Source organism: Pseudomonas sp. EA_65y_Pfl1_P113, assembly GCF_963970525.1.
Taxonomy (GTDB): Bacteria; Pseudomonadota; Gammaproteobacteria; order Pseudomonadales; family Pseudomonadaceae; genus Aquipseudomonas; species Aquipseudomonas tritici.
In genome coordinates this window covers 21,551-42,634 of sequence record NZ_CAXAQM010000037.1, presented here as the reverse complement: position 1 = coordinate 42,634, position 21,084 = coordinate 21,551, and the positions used below count along the sequence as shown (strand labels likewise).

Sequence of the window (21,084 nt, the reverse complement as noted above, 5' to 3'; positions counted from 1 at the left end):
TGAAACCCGACCAAAGGCTCTAAATCGCTGCCCGGCATTCGACCATGGTAGCGGGCCGAATTTTTTTGAAATCACTAAACTGCGCACCTTGCCTCCGTAGCCCGAGATAACAATCCATGTACCGTGATCGTATCCGCTTGCCTTCGTTGTTGAACAAGGTCATGAGCGCGGCAGATGCCGCCGCACTGATCGAGGACGGCATGACCGTCGGCATGAGCGGCTTCACCCGTGCCGGTGAAGCCAAGGCCGTCCCGCACGCCCTGGCCGAACGCGCCAAGACTTCCCCACTGAAGATCACCCTGATGACCGGCGCGAGCCTGGGCAATGACCTGGATAAACAACTGACCGAAGCCGGCGTACTGTCACGACGCATGCCATTCCAAGTCGACAGCACCTTGCGCAAGGCGATCAACGCCGGCGAAGTGATGTTTATCGATCAGCACTTGTCGGAAACCGTCGAGCAACTGCGCAACAACCAGCTCAAGCTGCCGGACATCGCCGTGATCGAAGCCGTCGCCATCACCGAGCAAGGGCACATCGTGCCCACCACCTCCGTGGGGAACTCGGCCAGCTTCGCCATTTTTGCCAAGCAGGTGATCATCGAGATCAACATGGCGCACAACCCGAATCTGGAAGGGTTGCACGACATCTATATCCCCACTTATCGGCCAACACGTACGCCAATCCCACTGGTCAAAGTTGACGATCGCATTGGCAGCACCGCGATCCCGATTCCACCGGAAAAGATCGTCGCCATCGTTATCACCAACCAGGCCGACTCGGCCTCTACCGTGACGCCGCCTGACAGCGACACCCAGGGCATCGCCAATCACCTGATCAACTTCCTCAAGCAGGAAGTCGACGCTGGCCGCATGAACAACAAGCTCGGCCCGCTGCAGGCCGGGATCGGCAACATTGCCAACGCAGTGATGTGTGGGCTGATCGATTCGCCATTCGAAGACCTGACCATGTATTCGGAAGTGTTGCAGGACTCGACCTTCGACCTCATCGACGCAGGCAAGCTGAGCTTCGCTTCGGGCAGCTCGATCACCTTGTCAGAACGGCGCAATGCCGATGTGTTCGGCAACCTCGAACACTATAAGGACAAGCTGGTATTGCGCCCGCAGGAGATCTCCAACCACCCTGAAGTGGTGCGTCGCCTGGGCATCATCGGCATCAATACCGCGCTGGAGTTCGACATCTACGGCAACGTCAACTCCACTCATATCTGCGGCACCCGGATGATGAACGGCATTGGCGGCTCCGGCGATTTCGCGCGCAACGCGCACTTGGCGATCTTCGTCACCAAGTCGATTGCCAAAGGCGGTGCGATTTCCAGTGTGGTGCCAATGGTCAGCCATGTGGACCACACCGAGCATGATGTCGACATCCTGGTAACAGAAGTCGGATTGGCCGACCTGCGCGGCCTGGCGCCGAGGGAGCGGGCACGGGTGATCATCGACAACTGTGTGCACCCGGCCTACCGCGATGCGCTGAACACTTACTTCAATGCTGCTTGCGCCCTCGGTGGGCATACCCCGCACATCCTGCGCGAAGCACTGAGCTGGCACATTAACCTGGAAGAAACGGGGCACATGCTCAACGCGTGATTGATACAGATTCGAGCTGATGCAAATACAGTTTCATCAGCTCGGCACCTTCCTTGCGATTTTATGAAAAAACTGTACTGCTGTACTGGTCATTTCCTACCCTGATATTCCACACACCTCACTGAAAATGCCTATTTCGCACCCATTTAGTGCGGACAGGTACAGTTGCCCCTTTTTCGTACAGTACAGCACCCTTAAACAGTTAACTGCCCTCTCACAATACAAGTGAACTGTATCTAGAGAGTCTTGCGTCGGAAGAGGATCATTGGCATCAGTTAAACCACTACCTAATCCCGCCACAAGCGGAAGGATGTCATCATGGAACGTACACTCAGTTCCGATCTGTTCTCTGAAAAAGCTGTAAACAACCAAGCTGCCATGCCTCTGCGCGTTCTGGCCAACCTGATGTTGTGGCAGCGCCGCATCTCCAGCCGTCACCAACTGGCTCGCCTGGATTCGCGTCTGCTGGCTGACGCAGGTATCAGCGAAGCTCAACGTTACGAAGAGCTGAGCAAGCCGTTCTGGCGCTAACTTAGCGCTCGCTGGCCCTGACCCACCGGGTCCACTGCCAGCACTGATTCTTCAAAATAAAGCCCGCCCCGGGAAACCGGAGGCGGGCTTTGTTGTTTCAGCGAGGGTGGTTTTGAACGGGAAAACAGAAGCCTTTCATACCGATAGGTACAGTTTAAAAAATATACCAGTTAAGCAGTACAATTTAGCCTTGGTTTATCTGTACCGGTCGCAACGGCTTGCCCAACATGGTGTTTCAGACCTCATGAAAAGTAACCGCCATGGATAAGCCGTCCCCTCTTTATAAGCGGCTCTTGCACCAGACAACCTCCATCCTCGCTAAATGGATGCGCCGCACTACGAACGACGCCAGCTGTCGCGGCTTGATGGTCGGGAGCTGTCGGATCTCGGTATCAGCCATGGCGACCAAATGGCTGAGCTGTCCAAGCCATTCTGGCGTGACTAGGCAGTCAAGGCGCTTCCCGAACGGATAAGTGTCGGCTTAATATCCACTCAATACGTGGCGAACCGCCTAGCACGAGCGTCTGATCCAGAATGGTTGCCCTGCGCCACCTTATCCGTTCATCTACAGGAGTCACCCCATGTCCCGTCTTCGCCTGCTGAGTGCTGCTGCCCTGTTGGCCCTGGCTGCCAATGCCAATGCGACCAGCTTCATCGTGACCACCGACTCCATCGTCGGCGCGCTGAAGGCCACTTCCGACGCCAGCTCCGATGCCACTTCGTCCCTGCGTGACAATAAGGTCGTGCGCGCCGCTCGTGACGACGCCGCCAGCTTTGTCGCCAGCGAAGGCGCCATTCGTGGGGTAAAACTGGAAAGCGCCCTGGCGCAGATTCGCCAACAGGCTCCGCAACTGAACACCGCGACTGACGCCCAACTGGCCCAGGCCATCCTGTCTATCTGACGACAGGACGGATGCCTGGGCGCTGGCTCTCGCCTGGGCATTGCGCTAGCCTTGGCGCTCACTTTCAGTAGTCGAGTCCCATGGCTTTTTCATACCGCCTTTTAATAGTCCCTTTGATATTTTCCGCCGGCTGGTCGCCACTGTCTTCGGCCTTTGACCTGACCACTCAGAGCACAGTCGCCAGCGCGTACGCCACCAGCAAAGTGACCTCTGCACCCTTCGACAAAAAAGTGATAATGGCCGCCCAGGACGACGCTGCCGCGTTTATTGCCACATACGGGCAATGGCGGGGTGCACGGCTGGAGTCGGCGCTGGATTACCTGCGCCGTAACGAACCAAAACTTAACGCCAGCGACCTTGAACTGGCGCAAGCAATTCTCGTCCAATAATCATCTTTGTATTTCCATCTTTGTATTTGGAGTTATTCCATGCGTAGCCCGCTGATCGCCGCCGCCCTTGGCCTGCTGTTGTTGGCCGACGTTGCCCAGGCGCATACCCTGGTTGCCACCAGTAACATCATTGTTCGCGCCTCTGGCCGCACCATTGATTTCACCTCGGACACCACCACCTCCATCCGCGATTCCAAAGTGGTGCGCGAAGCCCACGATGACGCCGCCAGTTTCGTGGCTACCAACGGCGAGATCCGTGGCGCGCGATTGGAAGCCGCCTTCGACACCCTGCGCACACGCTTGCCCGAAGCCCGTGACGCCAGTGACCAGACGCTTGCTGAAGCTATCCTCGCACTGTGAGGCGAATCGCCGCCTGGCTCCTGGCCGGGGCTGTGCTGCTGTGTGCCAGCGCGGCCCAGGCCAGCCTGCAACTGCGGCTCAAGACCGAGGGCTTGAGCCCCGCTGAACAAGAGGCCAGCCAGGCATTGCTCGACGAAGCGATGCGCTCTTTGCCGCCGCGCTTTATCAAGCAGTTGGACCGTCGCATCGATGTTGGCTGGACCGACAAGATGCCCGAAAACGCCTATGGCCAAGCCTCCCTGGTGTCCGAGCTGGACCTCAACGGCAACCTGCTCGCCAGCCTCACCGACGGCAGCGCCGCCACCCAAAAAACCAATCGCCCCCACGGCACTGTGCGCCGGGAAATGCTCGCCACCGTGCTGCATGAACTGACCCACATCTATGACCGTGCGCGCCTGTGGTCCAAAGAAGACCGTGCGCTGATCAATCGTTGCAGCCGCCAGAACAACCTCACCGGCCTCATCGGTCTGCCTGATCAATGCCGTGGCCAGAATGGCCGACGCTTTACCCTCAGCGATGACCCACGCCTGCTGGACCTTGCCGGCTGGCCGCAATACGTTGGCCGTCGCGGCGAGCGTGAGCAGAACAATCACCAGGTCGCCCGCAGCCCGGACATCTACGAAACCACCAGCCCGCTGGAATTTGTGGCCGTCAATATGGAGTACTTCCTCCTTGACCCGAGCTACGCCTGCCGCCGCCCCTCACTGTTCCGCTATTACAAGGAACACTTCGGCTGGGCCCCGCCCGAACAAGACACCTGCGCCAAGAGCTACGCATTCCTGAACGCCGGCAACGACTTCGCCAAGACACCGCTGGGCCATGTCGACCCGGAGCGCGTGTACGAAATTGACTACCTGCTGGCCGAGGCCAACCAGAACCTGGTCAGTCGCTGGGGTCACAGCATGCTGCGCCTGGTGATTTGCGCGCCGGGGCGCCCGCGAGGGCCGGATTGTCGGCTGGACCTGGACCAGCATCTGGTGTTGTCCTACCGCGCTTTTGTCGGTGATGTACAGTTGTCGAGCTGGGATGGCCTGGTCGGCAAGTACCCATCGCGACTGTTTGTACTGCCGCTGGCACAAGTGATCGACGAGTACACCAAGACCGAGTTGCGCGGCTTGGCCTCTGTACCGTTGAAACTGACCCGCCAGGAAATCAACGACACTGTCGAACATGCCGCCGAAATGCACTGGAGCTACGACGGCAACTACTTCTTCATTTCCAACAACTGCGCAGTGGAAAGCCTCAAGCTGTTACGCAGCGGCAGCGCCAACCCACAACTGACCGGCCTGGATAACATCACCCCCAATGGTTTGCTGGAGGTCCTGAGCGCTCGCGGCCTGGCCGACACAACTGTACTGGACGACAAGCGCAAGGCCCTGCGCCTGGGCTATCACTTCGACTCGTTCCGCGAGCGTTACCAAGCGATGTTCGATGTGCTGCGCAAACACCTGCCGATCAAACAAACCCAGGTCGAAGATTGGCTGTCTCTCAGCGCAGAGGAACGTCGCCAGTGGTTCGGCCAGGCCGACCTGCGCACCAGCGCCGCGTTGTTGCTGCTGGAGCAGGCGAGCTTTCGTAAACAGTTGATGCTGGCCCAGGACGAGGTCAAACAACGCTACCTCGGCGCTCGCGAGCTGAAAAACGGTGGCATGGAGAAAGCCAACGCCACGTTGCAACAGATCCTCGCCAACAGCGGCTTCCTCAGCCGCCCGGCGGAGCTGCTGGGCAGCGGTGGCTACGGCCTGCCGCAACCGTCGGAATCCAAGCGCCTGGAATCGGAAAGTGCCGAGCGCCAGAAGCAACTGCAATCGCTGACCGGCGAATTGGATAAAGAGGTGAGGGCGCTGCTGGAGCCTTCCCGCTCCGCCGAAATTGCTGCGTGCGAAGCCAACCTCAAGCAGGTGGGCGAGCATTTGCGGGCATTGCATAAAGCGGCGGGCGGCTTGGAGCTGCCCTGAAAAACTCGCGGCAGACACCTTTCAAATATGGGAGCTGGCTTGCCTGCGATGCAGACACCTCGGTCGTTCAGTTGAACCGAGGTGATGCAATCGCAGGCAAGCCAGCTCCCACATTTGATCTGTGTAAACCTGAAAACCGTATGTCTGGCCTCCATCACCTGTTTTATCAGCGAAAGCTGGCTGAAAGCTTTCGCGACTAGGATCACCTCCAACTGCCGGCAACAGACCGGCTGTACACAACAACAATGGTGATTCCCGATGTCCGCCCGTACCCGCCTGTTCGCCCCAACTCCACCCGTACGCCTCGTGCCTTTCGTTCTGCGCTGACCCCCACCGGTTCGCCATTCCCTAGCCGCGCTACGCCTGGAGTATTCCTATGCTGACTTTCCTTGGCTTTGCCATGGTCATCACGTTCATGTTCCTGATCATGACCAAGCGCCTGTCCGCGCTGATCGCGTTGATCATCGTGCCAATCCTGTTCGCGCTGTTCGGCGGCTTCGCACCGAAGATCGGCCCGATGATGCTCGAAGGCATTACCAAGCTCGCGCCGACCGGCGTGATGCTGATGTTTGCCATCCTCTACTTTGCCCTGATGATCGACTCCGGCCTGTTCGACCCGGCCGTGCGCAAGATCCTCAAGATGGTCAAGGGTGATCCGCTCAAAGTCTCCGTCGGCACCGCTGTGTTAGCCCTGGTGGTGTCCCTCGACGGTGACGGCGCCACCACCTACATGATCTGCGTGGCCGCCATGTTACCGCTGTACCAGCGCATCGGCATGAGCCCGCGGATCATGGCCGGCTTGATCATTCTCGCCGGTGGCGTGATGAACATGACCCCCTGGGGTGGCCCAACCGCCCGTGCCGCCAGTGCGCTGCACGTGGACCCCTCGGATATTTTCGTGCCGATGATCCCGGCCATGGCCGCCGGCGTGGTCGCGATCCTGGTGATCGCCTACATGTACGGCAAGCGCGAACGTGCGCGCTTGGGTGAACTGCACCTGCAAGGTGACGAGATCGACCACAGTGAAATCAGCGTGTCGCAATTCCCGGATGCCCGCCGGCCGAAACTGATCTGGTTCAACGGCGCGCTCACCCTGGCGCTGATGTGCACCCTGATCGCCGGTCTGTTGCCACTGCCGGTGCTGTTCATGGTGGCGTTCAGTATCGCAATGATCGTCAACTACCCGTGCCTGCAGCAGCAGAAAGACCGCGTCGCCGCCCACGCCGGCAGCGTCTTGGCGGTGGTGGGACTGATCTTCGCCGCCGGTATCTTCACCGGCATTCTTTCCGGTACCGGCATGGTCGACGCCATGTCCAAGAGCCTGCTGGCGGTCATCCCGGAAGCGATGGGCCCGTACATGGCGGTAATCACCGCGCTGGTCAGCATGCCGTTCACCTTCTTCATGTCCAACGACGCGTTCTACTATGGCGTACTGCCAGTGCTCGCCGAAGCCGCCAGCCACTATGGCATCACCGCCGTCGAAATGGCCCGCGCGTCTATTGTTGGCCAGCCTGTGCACTTGCTCAGCCCGCTGGTACCTTCGACCTACTTGCTGGTAGCCCTGGCCGGTATCGAATTTGGCGATCACCAGCGCTTCACGCTGAAGTGGGCAGTGCTGGTATGCCTGTGCATAATGTTCGCCGCATTGCTGATGGGGATTTTTCCGCTGTTCAGCACTCTATAATCGTACCGACTCACCCACCGCGCGGCGCTGCAGCTTGCGCGGTTTAACACTTGCTCAAAGGAATACACATGGAATGGCTGACCAATCCGGAAATCTGGATTGCCTTCTTCACCCTGACGGCCCTCGAGATCGTCCTGGGTATCGATAACATCATCATGATTTCGATCCTGGTCAGCCGCATGCCTAAGCATATGCAGGCGCGCACCCGGATCTTCGGCCTGGCGCTGGCCATGGTCACGCGCATTCTGTTGCTGCTGTCGATCACCTGGGTGATGCAACTGACCAACGACCTGTTCGTGGTCTTCGGCCAAGGCATCTCCGGTCGCGACCTGATCCTGTTCTTCGGTGGCCTGTTCCTACTGTGGAAAAGCTCCCAGGAGATGTACCACGCGCTGGAAGGTGAAGACGAAACCCACGAAGAGCCAGGCGGCAAGGGTGGCAAGTTCATCTACACCATCATCCAGATCGCGATCATCGACATCGTGTTCTCCCTGGACTCGGTGATCACCGCAGTCGGCATGGTTTCCCATGTGCCGGTCATGGTTGCGGCGATTGTCGTGGCAGTGCTGGTGATGATGCTGGCGGCCGGCACCATCAGCGAATTCATCGACAAGCACCCGTCACTGAAGATGCTCGCGCTGTCGTTCCTGCTGGTCGTGGGTACCGTGCTGATCGCCGAATCGTTCGATGTGCACGTGCCAAAAGGCTACGTCTACTTCGCCATGGCGTTCTCGCTGGCGGTGGAAGCGGTGAACATCAAGATGCGTACCGCCATCGCGAAAAAGCGCAAACAGCAGGATCCGGTGAAACTGCGCAAAGATATTCCGGGTCAATAAAACTGACTCGCTGCTGAAAAAGGGGCTTTCGAGCCCTTTTTTCTCGTCTGCAAAAAGCTGATTTCATGACAGTTTTGTTTCAATCCCCACTTTAGCTATGCGATGCTGGCGCAGAGCCCATTCGCCAACTACAGCTTAATTACAAGACGTAAAACGGCAGCGGCAATTCTCATTTGCGTCGATTGGCGCACACCCACACGGGGGGCCGAGCATGCTGACCTTGCTCAATCTGCTTTCCGCCGTGACCCTGCTTATCTGGGGCACGCACATCGTCCGGACCGGCATCCTGCGGGTCTACGGCTCCAACTTGCGCCAAGTCATCGGGCAGAACATGTCCAAGCGCTGGCTGGCATTTGTCGCCGGTATCCTGGTGACTGCCATGGTGCAGAGCAGCAACGCCACAGCGATGCTGGTGACTTCCTTTGTTGGCCAGGGCCTCATGGGCCTGATGCCCGCCCTGGCGACCATGCTGGGTGCCGACGTCGGTACAGCATTGATGGCGCGCGTGCTGACCTTTGACTTGTCTTGGCTGTCACCGCTGCTGATCTTTCTCGGGGTGATTTTCTTCCTGTCGCGCAAACAGACGCGGGCAGGGCAGTTGGGCCGGGTCGGGATCGGTTTGGGGCTGATCATCCTCGCACTGCAACTGATCGTCGAAGCCGCCGGGCCGATCACCCACGCCCAGGGCGTGAAAGTGCTGTTCGCTTCGTTAACCGGCGACATCCTGCTCGACGCCCTGATCGGCGCCTTGTTCGCGATGATTTCCTACTCCAGCCTGGCCGCCGTCCTACTGACCGCCACCCTGGCCGGCGCCGGCGTGATCGGCCTGCACGTGGCCATCGGCCTGGTGATCGGCGCCAACATCGGCAGCGGCGTGCTGGCCTTCCTCAGCACCAGCATGCAAAACGCCGCCGGCCGCCAGGTGGCCCTGGGCAGCTTGCTATACAAATTGATCGGCCTGCTGCTGATCATCCCGGTACTCGACCCACTGGTGCTTTGGATGGATGGCCTGGACTACAGCGCCCAAGGCATGGTCATCACCTTCCATCTGCTCTACAACGTCAGTCGTTGCCTGATCCTGTTGCCCACCATCGGACCGATGGCGCGGCTGTGCGCCTGGTTGCTTCCGGAACGACAGGAGGCCAACGGCAAGGCCAAGCCACGCCACCTCGACCCAACCGCCCTCGCGACGCCCAGTCTGGCCCTGGCCAACGCCGCCCGGGAAACCCTGCGCCTGGGCGACTTGATCGACAACATGCTGACCTCGATGCAAGAAGTACTGCGCGGCAAACAGACCGCTATCACCCAGGAAATGCGCAGCCTCAGCGACGATGTCGAAGCGCTCTACAGCGCGATCAAACTCTACCTGGCGCAAATGCCCCGCGAAGACCTCAGCGAACAGGACAGCCGTCGTTGGGCCGAGATCATTGAGTTGTCGATCAACCTGAAACTGGCCGGCGACTTGATCGAACGCATGCTACGCAAAGTCCAGCAGCAGAAAACCTCCCAGCGCCGCCAATTCTCTGAAGTGGGCCTGGAAGAACTGACCGGCCTGCACGGCCAACTGATCGCCAACCTGCGCCTCGGCTTGTCGGTATTCCTCAGCGGGGACCCGGAAAGCGCTCGCCAATTGCTGCGCGAGAAGCGCCGTTTCCGCGCCCAGGAACGCCGTCTGGCCCACGCCCACGTCAGCCGCCTTCAGCACAAAATCGTACAGAGCCTGGAGACCAGTTCCCTGCATCTGGAACTGATTGCCGACATGAAACGCTTGAACTCGTTGTTTTGCAGCAGTGCTTATGTAGTGTTGGAAACGTCCGACACCGGCGCGCTCTCCGCCGAAGATATTGCCGACATCACACACTCGCCCTGAACGGATGATGGCCCGTGAAGTCAGTTAAAGCTGACCTCACTCGCCAGGAAGCTTGTTATGCGTCGCCTGTTATTCGCTTGCCTGTTCATGAGCTGTGCCCACGCCTTTGCCTTTGACCGCCTGCAAGTCGAGGGCTACACCTTGCCCAACGGCCTGCAATTGCTGCTCAAACCGGGCACCGAGCGCGGGCACGTGGCGATTCGCCTGGTGGTGGGCGTAGGGCTGGATGACTTCAGTTGCGAGGACAAAGAGCTGCCGCACTTGCTGGAGCACTTGCTGTTCAGCGGCATCGACGGCGGCGGCGAAGGTGACCTGGAAGACCGCATGCAGGCACTGGGCGGCGAGTGGAACGCCTACACCAGCAATGCCGACACCACCTTTGTGATCGAAGCGCCCGCGCAAAACCAGCGCAAGGTGCTCGACCTGCTGCTGGCGATCATCACCCGTACGGAACTGACCGACGCCAACATCAACGCCGCCAAACACGTGGTCGAGCGCGAAGACGGCGGCCACTATTCACACCTGCAACGCCTGCTGGACCGCCAGGACCTGGGCCACACTGCCAGTAATCAATTGGCCGTTGAACTTGGCCTCAAGTGTGCTGAACGTGCGGAGGTCAATCACCTGACCCGCGACCAATTAGAGAAGCTGCGCAAAAACTGGTACGCGCCCAACAACATGACGCTGATCATCGTCGGCGACCTCGACAAACTGCTACCGGCTTATCTGGAACGCACCTATGGCCAACTCGACCCGGTCGAGCCGACTGAACACCCCGCGCTGCCCGACATCCAGCACGCCGCCGCCAGCCATCGCGAATTGATTCACGGCTGGGTGGGCGACAGCGCCAAGCTGCACTGGCTGTTTCCCGAGCCGGTGCTGGACGACCAGCATGACGAAACCTACGACTTGCTCAAGGACTACCTCGACTGGGCGCTGTACCGCCAACTGCGCCTCAAGCACGGCTTGTCCTACGGCCCCTGGAGCGAGCGCGAAGTACTCGGCGGCGTAGGCTTCCTCAGCCTGAACGCCGACCTTGAGCGGGAAAACCTCCCCGAAGCCGAACAGGTACTCCAGGACCTCAAGGCGCAACTGCTCAAGGACGGCCTCGACCCTGCGGTATTCGCGCGCTTGCAACAAGCTGCCATCGCGCGCCAGGCGTGGGCCGTGCAAGGCAACAGCGCGTTGGCCGACTACTACTGGAGTGCATCTGGCGATTACAACAAAGGCCGCTTCAGCGACCCGGTCAAGCGCATCAAGGCGGTGAGCCTGGACCAGACCAACCAAGCCATGCGCCAAGTGCTCAAGCAGCCAGGCTACTGGCGCATCGAGAAACCGCTGCTGAGCTATGACGCACTCAGTTGGATCGGCGCCGGTGTACTCGGGCTGATCGCCATTGTGTTGATTGGCGTGCGGGTTTATCGCAAACGGATCGCGTAATGGGGCACCGGACGACGGGCTAAGACGCTATTCTGTCTCGGATTTTTCCCTACAAAGACTGCGAACCGCCGAATGCTAAACCTGACCCGCATAATCACCCGCATCCTTGAGCTGATGAAGCGCTACCCAGGGGTGATTGCACTCGGCGGTTTTATCTCGGGTGTGTGCAGCTTCATCCTGGTGGATCGCCAGCAAGGCATGGCGAGTTGGATCGCCGTGATCATGCTGGTGAGCTGGCTGTGGCTGATGTTGGAAAACAGTTTTACCCAGCTGTTCACCAAAGTCTTCAAGCGCGAAATCCCCGAACCCCTGTTGCGTTACGCGACACAGATGATCCACCAGGAAAGTCTGTTTTTTGTGCTGCCGTTCTTTTTTATCACCACAGCATGGAACAGCGGCCAGTCGATTTTTACCGGCTTGCTCGGTGCGGCGGCACTGGTGTCGATTGTTGACCCGCTGTATTACAAATGGCTGGCGCCCAAACGTTCACTGTTCCTCGCGCTGCACACCTTCACCCTATTCGCCGCTCTGCTCACTGCACTGCCGATCATCCTGCACTTGACCACCGCCGAGAGTTACAAGCTGGCCCTCGGCGTCGCGATGGCGCTGTCGATTCCAAGCCTGGCGGTAAGCCTGCCGCTACGCAGCGTCAAAGGCTGGGCGATGCTGCTCGGGGTCACCGCTGCCATAGGCTGCGCCGGATGGTTCCTACGCAGCTGGGTACCGCCAGCCACGTTGTGGATGACTGAAGTCGCCATCAGTACCCAACTGCAAGACCGCACGCCAGGCGACGACCTCAAGGAAGTCAACGCCGCGCAGCTGCGAAGCAGCGGGCTGTACGCCTACACCGCGATCAACGCCCCACGCGGGCTGGATGAACGGATCTACCACGTGTGGAAGTTCAACGGTAAAGAGGTCGACCGCATCGCCTTGGATATCCATGGCGGACGCAAAGAGGGCTATCGCGCCTGGACCCATAAACAGAACTTCCCAGGCGACTCGGTAGGCCGCTGGCAAGTGCAGGTTTTGACAGAAGACGGGCAGGTGATCGGCGTACTGCGTTTCAACGTCACCGACACAGCACAAGCGGACAATCCAAAGTAGGACGTATCGTGCTATTACGTAGGAATTGTGGATAGCCAAACAAGCTCGGAGCTTATGACCACCCGTACGACCGCCGGCGCAGCCCACCTCGATACGTCCACCACCCCGCCACAGCTGAGGATTACGGGGGACTGGACGCTTGCCCACTATGCCAGCCTGAAGAAGCTGTCGGACAAGCTCGACGGCCAATACGATGCCGGCGCGCGCATCGACCTCAATGGCCTCGGCGCGCTGGATACCGCGGGCGCCTCGCTGCTGGTGGAGTTGCTGGGGCCGACCCGTATCGAGCAATCCGCCGAGCAGACCGATTGCAGCCTGTCAGCCGCCGACCGCGCGCTGTTGAAGACCGTCTACCGCTCCCTGAACGATTTTTGCGTGCCGCAGAAAGCACCGGAAGAAGCCACCGGCATCCAGCTGCTGGCGCGCATCGGCCGGGCGGTGGACACCGTCTGGCAGGACAGCAAAAAACTGCTGGGCTTTATCGGCCTGATTCTCGAAACCTTCGCTCGCGGTATTTTCCGCCCCAAGCGCTGGCGCATCACACCGATGGTCGCGCACATCGAACAAACCGGCCTCGACGCTGCGCCCATTGTGGCCTTGCTGACCTTTCTGGTCGGCGCCGTCGTAGCGTTCCTGGGCGCCACGGTGCTCAAGAGCTTTGGCGCGACGATTTTTACCGTGGACCTGGTGGCGTTCTCTTTCCTACGCGAGTTCGGCGTGTTGCTTACCGCCATCTTGATCGCCGGCCGCACAGCCAGTGCCTTTACCGCGCAAATCGGCTCAATGAAGGCCAATGAAGAAATTGACGCCATCCGCACGCTGGGCCTCGACCCGATGGAACTGTTGGTATTGCCGCGCGTGCTGGCGTTGCTGGTGTCATTGCCAATGCTGACCTTTCTGGCAATGCTCTCCGGGATTGTCGGTGGCGGCGTGGTCTGCGCCGTGGCGTTGGATATATCGCCGGCGATGTTTCTCTCGCTGCTGCAATCGGACATTGGTGTGCAGCATTTCCTGGTGGGCATGGTGAAAGCACCGATCTTCGCCTTCTTGATTGCCGCCATTGGTTGCCTGGAAGGCTTCAAGGTCAGTGGCAGTGCCGAATCGGTCGGCGCTCACACCACCTCCAGCGTGGTGCAATCGATTTTCGTGGTGGCTGCTGCACAACGCCAACGACATGTTCTCCGCGCAGAATGTCGAGCGCCTGAGCAACACATTGGACCACTTGGAAAAAACCACGGGGTCGATTGCCGACCAGCGTGGCGACATCAAGGTGGTGATGCAGCAACTGATGCAAGTGAGCAAGCAGGCCTCTGCCGCCCTGGAGCAAACCACAGTGCTGATGCGCAACGCCAACGGCGTGCTCAACGATCAAGGCAAACAAGCCTTTGGCAGCGCCGAGCAGGCCATGAAGTCTCTTGAACAGAGCACCGCCACCATCAACACCTTGCTGACAGACAACAAGAGTTCGGTAAACAGCGGCATGCAAGGCCTCAATGAACTGGCACCGGCCGTGCGCGAACTGCGCGAAACCCTCGGCTCACTGCGCGCCATCTCTCGCCGCTTGGAAGCCAACCCCAGCGGCTACCTGCTGGGCAGCGACAAAAACAAGGAGTTCACGCCATGAAGCGTGCTTACCAAATGATCGCCCCTGTGGCCCTGGCGCTCGTGAGCGCGTGCTCGATTTTGCCCAAGGCCGACCCTTCGGATGTGTATCGCCTGACCTCGGCCCAGACCACCACACAGGGCACCCCGGTAGCCTGGTCGCTGCGCGTGACCAAGCCGCAGACCAGCGAATTTCTCGACAGCCCGCGCATTGCCGTGGTGCCCAATGGCGACCTGATCAGCAGTTATGCGAACTCGCGCTGGAGCGATCCGACGCCGGTGCTGTTGCGTAATCGCCTGCTGGACGGGTTTCAGCGCGATGGGCGGGTAACGTTATTGAGCACCGACGAAACCAATCTGCAGGCCGACTATGAGCTGGGCGGGCAATTGCAGGCATTCCAGAGTGAGTACCGGGGCGGGGCGGTGGAGGTGGTGATACGTCTGGATGCGCGGCTGGTGCGGGGGAGCGATCAGCGGATAATTGCCAGTCGACGATTTGAGGTGAGGCAGCCGGTGAATGACACCAAAGTGCCGGCCGTGGTGGCTGGGTTTGGGCAGGCAGGGGATCAGCTGACTAAGCAGGTGGTGGATTGGGTGGTTGCGCAGGGCAATAATGCACCGAAACGCTGAGGGCCTGCGAAAGGGGTTTAAGCCTCAGCCAAAAAACCAGTAGCACACCGCAATCGCCGCCACGACGCCGGCAAACTCCGCCAGCAACGCACATCCCACCGCATGCCGCGCCCGCTGGATCCCCACCGAACCAAAATAAACCGCCAACACGTAAAAGGTGGTCTCGGTACTGCCCTGAATCGCCGCCGCCACCAATGCCGGGAAGCTGTCTACGCCCTGGGTTTGCATAGTCTCGATCAGCATCGCCCGCGCGGCACTGCCGGAGAACGGCTTGACCATGGCAGTCGGCAAGGCATCCACAAACCGCGTATCCATGCCGGTCCAGGCCACGACGTGGCGAATACCTTCCAGACCAAACTCCAGCGCGCCGGATGCTCGCAGCACGCCGACGGCACACAGCATCGCCACCAGGTACGGCAGCAGATTCTTGGCCACATCGAAGCCTTCTTTGGCGCCTTCGACGAACGCCTCATACACCTTCACCTTACGCAGCGCGCCGATCACTAGGAACAGCATGATCAGGCCGAACAGCGTGAGGTTGCCAAGGATCGACGACAAGCCAGCCAATGCGGTGGCGGACAGCGTCGCCAGCAACGCCATGAAACCGCCCAGCACCAATGCACCCGGAATCAAATAGGCCAGCACCACCGGATCCCACAGACGCAGGCGCTGTATGATCGCCACTGACAACAGACCCACCAATGTAGACGCACTGGTCGCCAGCAGGATCGGCAAAAACACCAGCGTCGGGTCCGCAGCACCTTGCTGCGCGCGGTACATGAAGATGGTCACCGGCAACAGCGTCAGCGAAGACGCGTTTAGCACCAGGAACAGGATCTGCGCGTTACTCGCCGTATTGGGGATGGGGTTGAGTTCCTGCAATGCCTTCATCGCTTTCAAGCCGATGGGCGTTGCCGCGTTATCCAGGCCCAGGCCGTTAGCTGCAAAATTGAGGGTGATCAAGCCAATGGCGGGGTGGCCGGCGGGCACTTCAGGCATCAGGCGGCGAAACAACGGGCCCAGCGCCTTGGCCAGCCACTCGACGATCCCGGCTTTTTCGGCGATGCGCAAAAAGCCCAGCCACAGCGTCAGGGTGCCGAACAGCAGCACCATCACTTCCACCGACAGTTTGGCCATGGCGAAAATGCTTTCGACCATTGCCGCAAAAATCCCGGCATTACCGCCAATCAGCCATTGCGCCAGTGCTGACACCATTGCCACGACAAAGAAGCCAAGCCACAGGCCATTGAGCATCAGTTGAACCCCCCAAAGAATGGGGCGAATGATAACGGGGCTGGCAGAAACGACAAACCCCGGAATTTTCCGGGGTTTGTTTAAGAGCCGTCGTGCTATCAGCTGCGCGTGGCTTGGCCGACCGGCAGCGCTTGCTTGCTGCGCCAGTGCGGCAGGGAGTTCCAGTAACGCTCGCCCTTGGCATCGTCGTACATGCCTTCCCAACGGGAGATGACCAGTACGGCCAGGGCGTTGCCGATCACGTTAAGCGCAGTACGCGCCATGTCCATGATGCGGTCGACGCCGGCGATGAACGCCAGGCCTTCCAGCGGAATGCCCACGCTGCCCAGGGTAGCCAGCAGTACCACGAAGGACACGCCCGGTACGCCGGCGATACCTTTGGAGGTGACCATGAGGGTCAGCACCAGCATCAGCTGCTGGCCGATCGACAGGTCGATGCCGTACAGCTGGGCAATGAAGATCGCCGCGATGCTCTGGTACAGGGTCGAACCGTCGAGGTTGAACGAGTAACCCGTCGGCACCACAAAGCTGCAAATAGCCTTCGGCGCGCCGTAGGCTTCCATCTTCTCGATCACGCGCGGCAGCACGGTTTCGGAGCTGGCGGTGGAGTAGGCCAGTACCAGCTCATCCTTGAAGATGCGCATCAGCTTGACCACCGAGAAGCCGAACAGGCGGGCGATCAGGCCAAGGATCACGAAAGCGAAGAACAAGATGGCGACGTAAACCAGAATCACCAGCTTGGCCAGCGGCAGTAAGGAGGCGAAGCCAAAGTTGGCCACGGTCACGGCGATCAGTGCGAATACGCCGATCGGGGCGTACTTCATGATCATGTGGGTAACTTTGAACATGCTCTCGGACACGCCCTGGAACAGGGTCACCAGCGGCTCACGCAGCTCAGGCTTGAGGCTCGACAAGCCCAGGCCAAACAGCACGGAGAAGAAGATGATCGGCAACATTTCGCCACGGGCCACGGCGGCGAAGATGTTCGATGGGATCAGGTTGAGGATGGTCTCGATGAACGCATGCTCATGCTGCACCTCGGCGGCAGTCGCCTGGTACTTGGAGATATCCACGGTACCCAGGGTACTCATGTCGATGCCAGCACCCGGGTGGAACAGGTTGGCCAGCAGCAGGCCAACCACGATGGCGATGGTGGTGACGATTTCGAAGTAAAGGATGGTTTTGACGCCGATACGCCCGAGTTTTTTCGCGTCACCGACACCGGCAATGCCGACGATCAGCGAGGAGATCACAATCGGGATCACGATCATCTTGATCAGACGGATAAAGATATCGCCCGCTGGCTGCAACACATTGCTGATCCACCAGGCCTTTTCAGCGCTGAAATGGTTGAGCACAGCACCGATTGCGATCCCCAGCACCAAACCGATGAGGATCTGCCAGGCGAGGCTTAGCTTTGCCTTCTTCATGTCATTACCCTTACTTCAAGTGAACTTAAGGCAAACGCGCCAGCTGCAACGCCCGAGGGCGAAAAAGTGTGTGCATCTGCCTCCATGGAAGGTCACCGCAGCGTGGCCGAAATGGCTTACTGGCAGGCGAAAAAAGGCGCAACTATTCCCATGCAAGGGAGCGACGTCTAATGCCGTAAACGCCTACCCTATGCCGAATCGGCATGGTCTTTTTTCATAATAACTGTCCGAACGGTCAGTTCAAATGTGACATTTTGTCCGACAAACATGCCGTGAACCTGCCAAACCCGGCTCGCGCAGAGATTCAGCACGTGTCGCGAGCATTGCCATAAATACTTGGGAATTCCGCTGTTTAGTGTCAGAAATACCTTAAAGGCCCACACTAATTTTCTCGATAGATGGTCGAGCCGACACACTAAGAAATGGTTGGGATCGAGCAGAACGGAAATTTGCGACTATGGAAGGCATAGGCAGGTATATGGAGAGGGGCAAAGAGGCAAAGCATTTACGTCATAAGCGCGCCGCAAATTCAGCAAGCCATAAGCTTGTGAACCTGCGTCGCAGCCTTTCGCCTGACCCGGCCCTTTCGCAGGCACTCCCTGTACCCGTAGGTCACGCCGATCGCGATTGATCAGCACAACCCGGCCCCTTGGTCATGCACAGCACTTGGCGTGCTGTGCAGACAGAAAGAAGCGAGGCGCTTCTTTCAGTGGACGCCAGCTCCGCAGACGACATCGCGTCAGGCGGAACCTAGTACCAATTCGGATCTTTCTTCAATTGCTCCATCAGGAGCTTCTGCATACCTTCGTCCGGCTTGCCGATAAAACGGTAGTCGGCATGCCGCGTGGGCGATTTGTCCGCCGGCAGGCCGGCCGGGACCTCAACCAACATGGCGTAGGCATCTTCCTTGTCGAAGCTGAAGGCAACGATCAAGCGCTTGTTCAGGCACGTGTCAGCGGTTTCGCAGAGCGGCCCAACCAAATACTTATCACCGTCTTCTTCCACGGCATTCATTTGCTCGGCCGTGCCCGACAGGTTCAATACCCATTCTGGCAGACGCTCTTCTTTCTTCACCACGCCTTGCCAGGTTTCACGGTATTGCGGGTCCGAGCTGAGCAATTCGTTGGCTCGGGATTGGCCGTCATTGGCGGCCATCACCAAGCTGCTACCGCCCAGAAGCAGGGCGGCAGTAATGGCTTTGAAGGACAGAGTGGTCATTTTCAGCCTCGGCCGCGACGACCAAAGAAGAAAGAAACGATGAACATCACCAGGAAGACCACAAACAGGATTTTTGCGATACCCGTCGCGGTGCCCGCGATGCCACCGAAGCCCAAGACTGCAGCCACAATGGCGATGATCAGAAATGTGATTGCCCAACTCAACATGGTGATTCTCCTTATCGTTCTTTAAGAGGTAACAGCTGTGGTGCCGTACAGCCACTCAACACGAGTAGCCTTTGTGTTGCCTAGAACACCCAACGCTCTTGGGATGGCAGTTCACTCAGGGAAGACGCCTGGTCAACCATCCGCAATTGCGGGGCTGTTGCGCTGGGAGCAACGCTGCCAACGGAACGGAAATGGGTCTGGGTCATGGCCGGACGCTCAAACTGAGGAACCTGCTGCTGACTCTGCTGCCAATGTTGCAACTGCTGAACACCAATCAACGTGACAATCAGCGCCAAGCTGGCAAACAGCCCTTGCTGCAAGCGCAGTGGCGATACACGCAATTGGCTAAGGCTTTGGCGAGTCATGCTGCTGTTCTCCCACATTTTGATTATTCGTGAGAGGGATATTGCAGAGCGCATGCCAGTTTTTTTACAAAATAAATATCAACAAAATCAATAGGTTATCTATTAATAGATCACCATGAACCCAGCATCCTGCACGATCCCCTACTTGGCGCCGTGCGAAATGCACGATGGCCAGCGGTCGGATCAAGGGATAGAAAGCGCAAGGTGTGTTGCCGAAGTGGCAAGACGGCTTGAAAACGCCATCAGACGGCGCTTTTTAGACAGGGTTGCAGATACCTGCACGACGTCGCCATTTATCAATCAGAATAAACCATGCAACTTGCCCGATTATTCCGGGACTAAACACCATCATTCATACTTTTAGGGAGCGCGGGACAGATGGAATCAGCCAAGGAACTTCAAGGCCGCATTCTTTTAGTGGATGACGAATCCGCGATCCTCCGCACCTTCCGCTATTGCCTGGAAGATGAAGGCTACACAGTGGCTACCGCGAACAGCGCTGCCCAGGCCGATACCTTGATGCAGCGCCAGGTGTTCGACCTGTGCTTCCTGGACTTGCGCCTGGGCGAAGACAATGGCCTGGATGTATTGGCCCAGATGCGGATCCAGGCGCCCTGGATGCGCGTGGTGATTGTGACCGCCCATTCGGCGGTCGACACCGCTGTTGATGCCATCCAGGCTGGCGCCGCCGACTACTTGGTGAAGCCTTGCAGCCCCGACCAACTGCGCCTCGCCACCGCCAAGCAACTGGAAGTGCGTCAACTCTCTGCGCGCCTCGAGGCCCTCGAAGGCGAAGTGCGCCAACCGAAAGATGGCCTCGACTCCCACAGCCCGTCGATGATGGTGGTACTGGAAACCGCACGCCAGGTGGCCGGGACAGATGCCAACATCTTGATCCTGGGTGAATCCGGTACCGGTAAAGGTGAGCTGGCGCGAGCCATTCACGGCTGGAGCAAGCGCTCAAAGAAATCCTGTGTGACCATTAACTGCCCATCGCTGACCGCAGAGCTGATGGAAAGTGAGTTGTTCGGTCATAGCCGTGGGGCCTTTACCGGTGCCAGTGAAAGCACCTTGGGCCGCGTCAACCAAGCAGATGGCGGCACGCTGTTTCTCGACGAGATCGGCGACTTTCCACTCACGTTGCAACCTAAATTGCTACGATTCATCCAAGACAAGGAATACGAGCGTGTGGGCGACCCTGTCACCCGTCGTGCCGATGTACGTATCCTCGCGGCCACCAACCTGAATCTGGAAGACATGGTGCGCGACGGCCGCTTCCGAGAGGACTTGCTCTATCGCCTCAACGTGATCACCTTGCACCTGCCGCCGCTGCGCGAGCGAAGTGAAGACATCCTGACCCTGGCCGACCGTTTCCTGGCGCGCTTCGTCAAGGAATACGCCCGACCTGCACGCGGCTTCAGCGATGAAGCGCGCGAAGCGCTGCTCAACTATCGCTGGCCGGGGAATATCCGTGAGCTGCGCAACGTAGTGGAACGCGCCAGCATCATTTGTCCCCAGGATAAGGTCGAAATCAGCCACCTCGGGATGTCTGAGCAGCCGACCAACAATGCGCCGCGTATCGGTGCGGCGCTGAGCCTCGACGAGCTGGAGAAGGCACACATCGGCGCCGTCCTCGCGACCAGCGACACCCTGGACCAGGCGGCTCGCACCCTGGGTATCGACGCGTCGACCCTGTACCGCAAACGTAAACAGTACAACCTGTGAGCTGTAACC

The 21,084-nt window shown here is 59.0% G+C and carries 19 protein-coding genes and 2 pseudogenes; 16 read left to right on the top strand and 5 right to left on the bottom strand.

The genetic code is table 11. The features are described 5' to 3' along the window. Positions 1–116: 116 nt before the first annotated feature. From AACY52_RS24160 to AACY52_RS24090, 15 genes and pseudogenes are all read left to right on the top strand, one after another. On the top strand, positions 117–1,610 hold the full coding sequence (locus AACY52_RS24160) for an acetyl-CoA hydrolase/transferase family protein (RefSeq protein WP_339456362.1): 1,494 nt from the start codon (positions 117–119) through the stop codon (positions 1,608–1,610). Positions 1,611–1,928: 318 nt separating this feature from the next. Continuing rightward, on the top strand, positions 1,929–2,141 hold the full coding sequence (locus AACY52_RS24155; protein WP_049710714.1) for a DUF1127 domain-containing protein: 213 nt from the start codon (positions 1,929–1,931) through the stop codon (positions 2,139–2,141). A 322-nt stretch (positions 2,142–2,463) separates the two neighbouring features. Further along, the gene (locus AACY52_RS24150) at positions 2,464–2,586 is read left to right on the top strand and encodes a DUF1127 domain-containing protein (RefSeq protein ID WP_370468048.1); all 123 of its coding nucleotides are present in this window, start codon (positions 2,464–2,466) and stop codon (positions 2,584–2,586) included. Between the two features lie 136 nt (positions 2,587–2,722). Beyond that, on the top strand, positions 2,723–3,043 hold the full coding sequence (locus AACY52_RS24145) for a DUF2388 domain-containing protein (RefSeq protein ID WP_339419142.1): 321 nt from the start codon (positions 2,723–2,725) through the stop codon (positions 3,041–3,043). Between the two features lie 80 nt (positions 3,044–3,123). Then, complete coding sequence (locus AACY52_RS24140; protein WP_339560852.1) at positions 3,124–3,432, top strand: DUF2388 domain-containing protein; 309 nt, start codon at positions 3,124–3,126, stop codon at positions 3,430–3,432. Positions 3,433–3,471: 39 nt separating this feature from the next. Continuing rightward, positions 3,472–3,792, top strand: coding sequence for a DUF2388 domain-containing protein (locus AACY52_RS24135; RefSeq protein WP_339419146.1), 321 nt, complete (start codon positions 3,472–3,474; stop codon positions 3,790–3,792). Further along, positions 3,789–5,750: a DUF4105 domain-containing protein gene (locus AACY52_RS24130; RefSeq protein ID WP_339436874.1), complete on the top strand. Its 1,962-nt coding sequence runs from the start codon at positions 3,789–3,791 to the stop codon at positions 5,748–5,750. The genes AACY52_RS24135 and AACY52_RS24130 overlap by 4 nt, the downstream gene beginning before the upstream one ends. A gap of 376 nt (positions 5,751–6,126) precedes the next feature. Beyond that, positions 6,127–7,434, top strand: coding sequence for a CitMHS family transporter (locus AACY52_RS24125; RefSeq protein WP_339419150.1), 1,308 nt, complete (start codon positions 6,127–6,129; stop codon positions 7,432–7,434). Between the two features lie 68 nt (positions 7,435–7,502). Then, complete coding sequence (locus AACY52_RS24120; protein WP_049710720.1) at positions 7,503–8,270, top strand: TerC family protein; 768 nt, start codon at positions 7,503–7,505, stop codon at positions 8,268–8,270. Positions 8,271–8,481: 211 nt separating this feature from the next. After that, positions 8,482–10,140 (top strand): Na/Pi cotransporter family protein, encoded by a 1,659-nt coding sequence (locus AACY52_RS24115; protein ID WP_339560851.1) that lies wholly within the window; start codon positions 8,482–8,484, stop codon positions 10,138–10,140. Between the two features lie 57 nt (positions 10,141–10,197). Further along, positions 10,198–11,580 (top strand): pitrilysin family protein, encoded by a 1,383-nt coding sequence (locus tag AACY52_RS24110; protein WP_339560850.1) that lies wholly within the window; start codon positions 10,198–10,200, stop codon positions 11,578–11,580. 72 nt (positions 11,581–11,652) lie between these two features. Further along, positions 11,653–12,684, top strand: coding sequence for a DUF5924 family protein (locus tag AACY52_RS24105; protein ID WP_339419153.1), 1,032 nt, complete (start codon positions 11,653–11,655; stop codon positions 12,682–12,684). 54 nt (positions 12,685–12,738) lie between these two features. Then, positions 12,739–13,836 (top strand): annotated as a pseudogene (locus tag AACY52_RS24100) (MlaE family lipid ABC transporter permease subunit); the annotation flags it as partial. Between the two features lies 1 nt (position 13,837). Beyond that, a pseudogene (locus tag AACY52_RS24095) lies at positions 13,838–14,308 on the top strand (MCE family protein); the annotation flags it as partial. Then, a complete protein-coding gene (locus AACY52_RS24090) occupies positions 14,305–14,916 on the top strand; it encodes an ABC-type transport auxiliary lipoprotein family protein (protein WP_339419158.1) in 612 nt (203 codons plus the stop codon). The pseudogene AACY52_RS24095 and the gene AACY52_RS24090, both read left to right, overlap by 4 nt. A 24-nt stretch (positions 14,917–14,940) precedes the next feature. Here the strand turns inward: AACY52_RS24090 and AACY52_RS24085 are convergent, their stop codons facing one another. The 5 genes from AACY52_RS24085 to AACY52_RS24065 form a co-directional block, all read right to left on the bottom strand. After that, positions 14,941–16,170: a nucleoside recognition domain-containing protein gene (locus tag AACY52_RS24085; RefSeq protein ID WP_339438463.1), complete on the bottom strand. Its 1,230-nt coding sequence runs from the start codon at positions 16,168–16,170 to the stop codon at positions 14,941–14,943. 98 nt (positions 16,171–16,268) lie between these two features. After that, positions 16,269–17,600 (bottom strand): glutamate/aspartate:proton symporter GltP, encoded by a 1,332-nt coding sequence (gltP, locus tag AACY52_RS24080; RefSeq protein ID WP_339419160.1) that lies wholly within the window; start codon positions 17,598–17,600, stop codon positions 16,269–16,271. A gap of 750 nt (positions 17,601–18,350) precedes the next feature. Beyond that, positions 18,351–18,818: an inhibitor of vertebrate lysozyme family protein gene (locus AACY52_RS24075; protein WP_339419162.1), complete on the bottom strand. Its 468-nt coding sequence runs from the start codon at positions 18,816–18,818 to the stop codon at positions 18,351–18,353. Positions 18,819–18,820: 2 nt separating this feature from the next. Next, the gene (locus tag AACY52_RS24070) at positions 18,821–18,985 is read right to left on the bottom strand and encodes a DUF1328 domain-containing protein (RefSeq protein ID WP_084378456.1); all 165 of its coding nucleotides are present in this window, start codon (positions 18,983–18,985) and stop codon (positions 18,821–18,823) included. A gap of 80 nt (positions 18,986–19,065) precedes the next feature. Continuing rightward, positions 19,066–19,350 carry a hypothetical protein gene (locus AACY52_RS24065; protein ID WP_339419167.1) on the bottom strand — a complete coding sequence of 95 codons (285 nt, stop codon included), beginning with the start codon at positions 19,348–19,350 and terminating at the stop codon, positions 19,066–19,068. A gap of 378 nt (positions 19,351–19,728) precedes the next feature. On the opposite strand from AACY52_RS24065, the gene algB reads away from it, so the two are divergent. Then, on the top strand, positions 19,729–21,075 hold the full coding sequence (gene algB, locus AACY52_RS24060; protein WP_339419169.1) for a sigma-54-dependent response regulator transcription factor AlgB: 1,347 nt from the start codon (positions 19,729–19,731) through the stop codon (positions 21,073–21,075). The last annotated feature ends 9 nt before the right edge of the window (positions 21,076–21,084 follow it).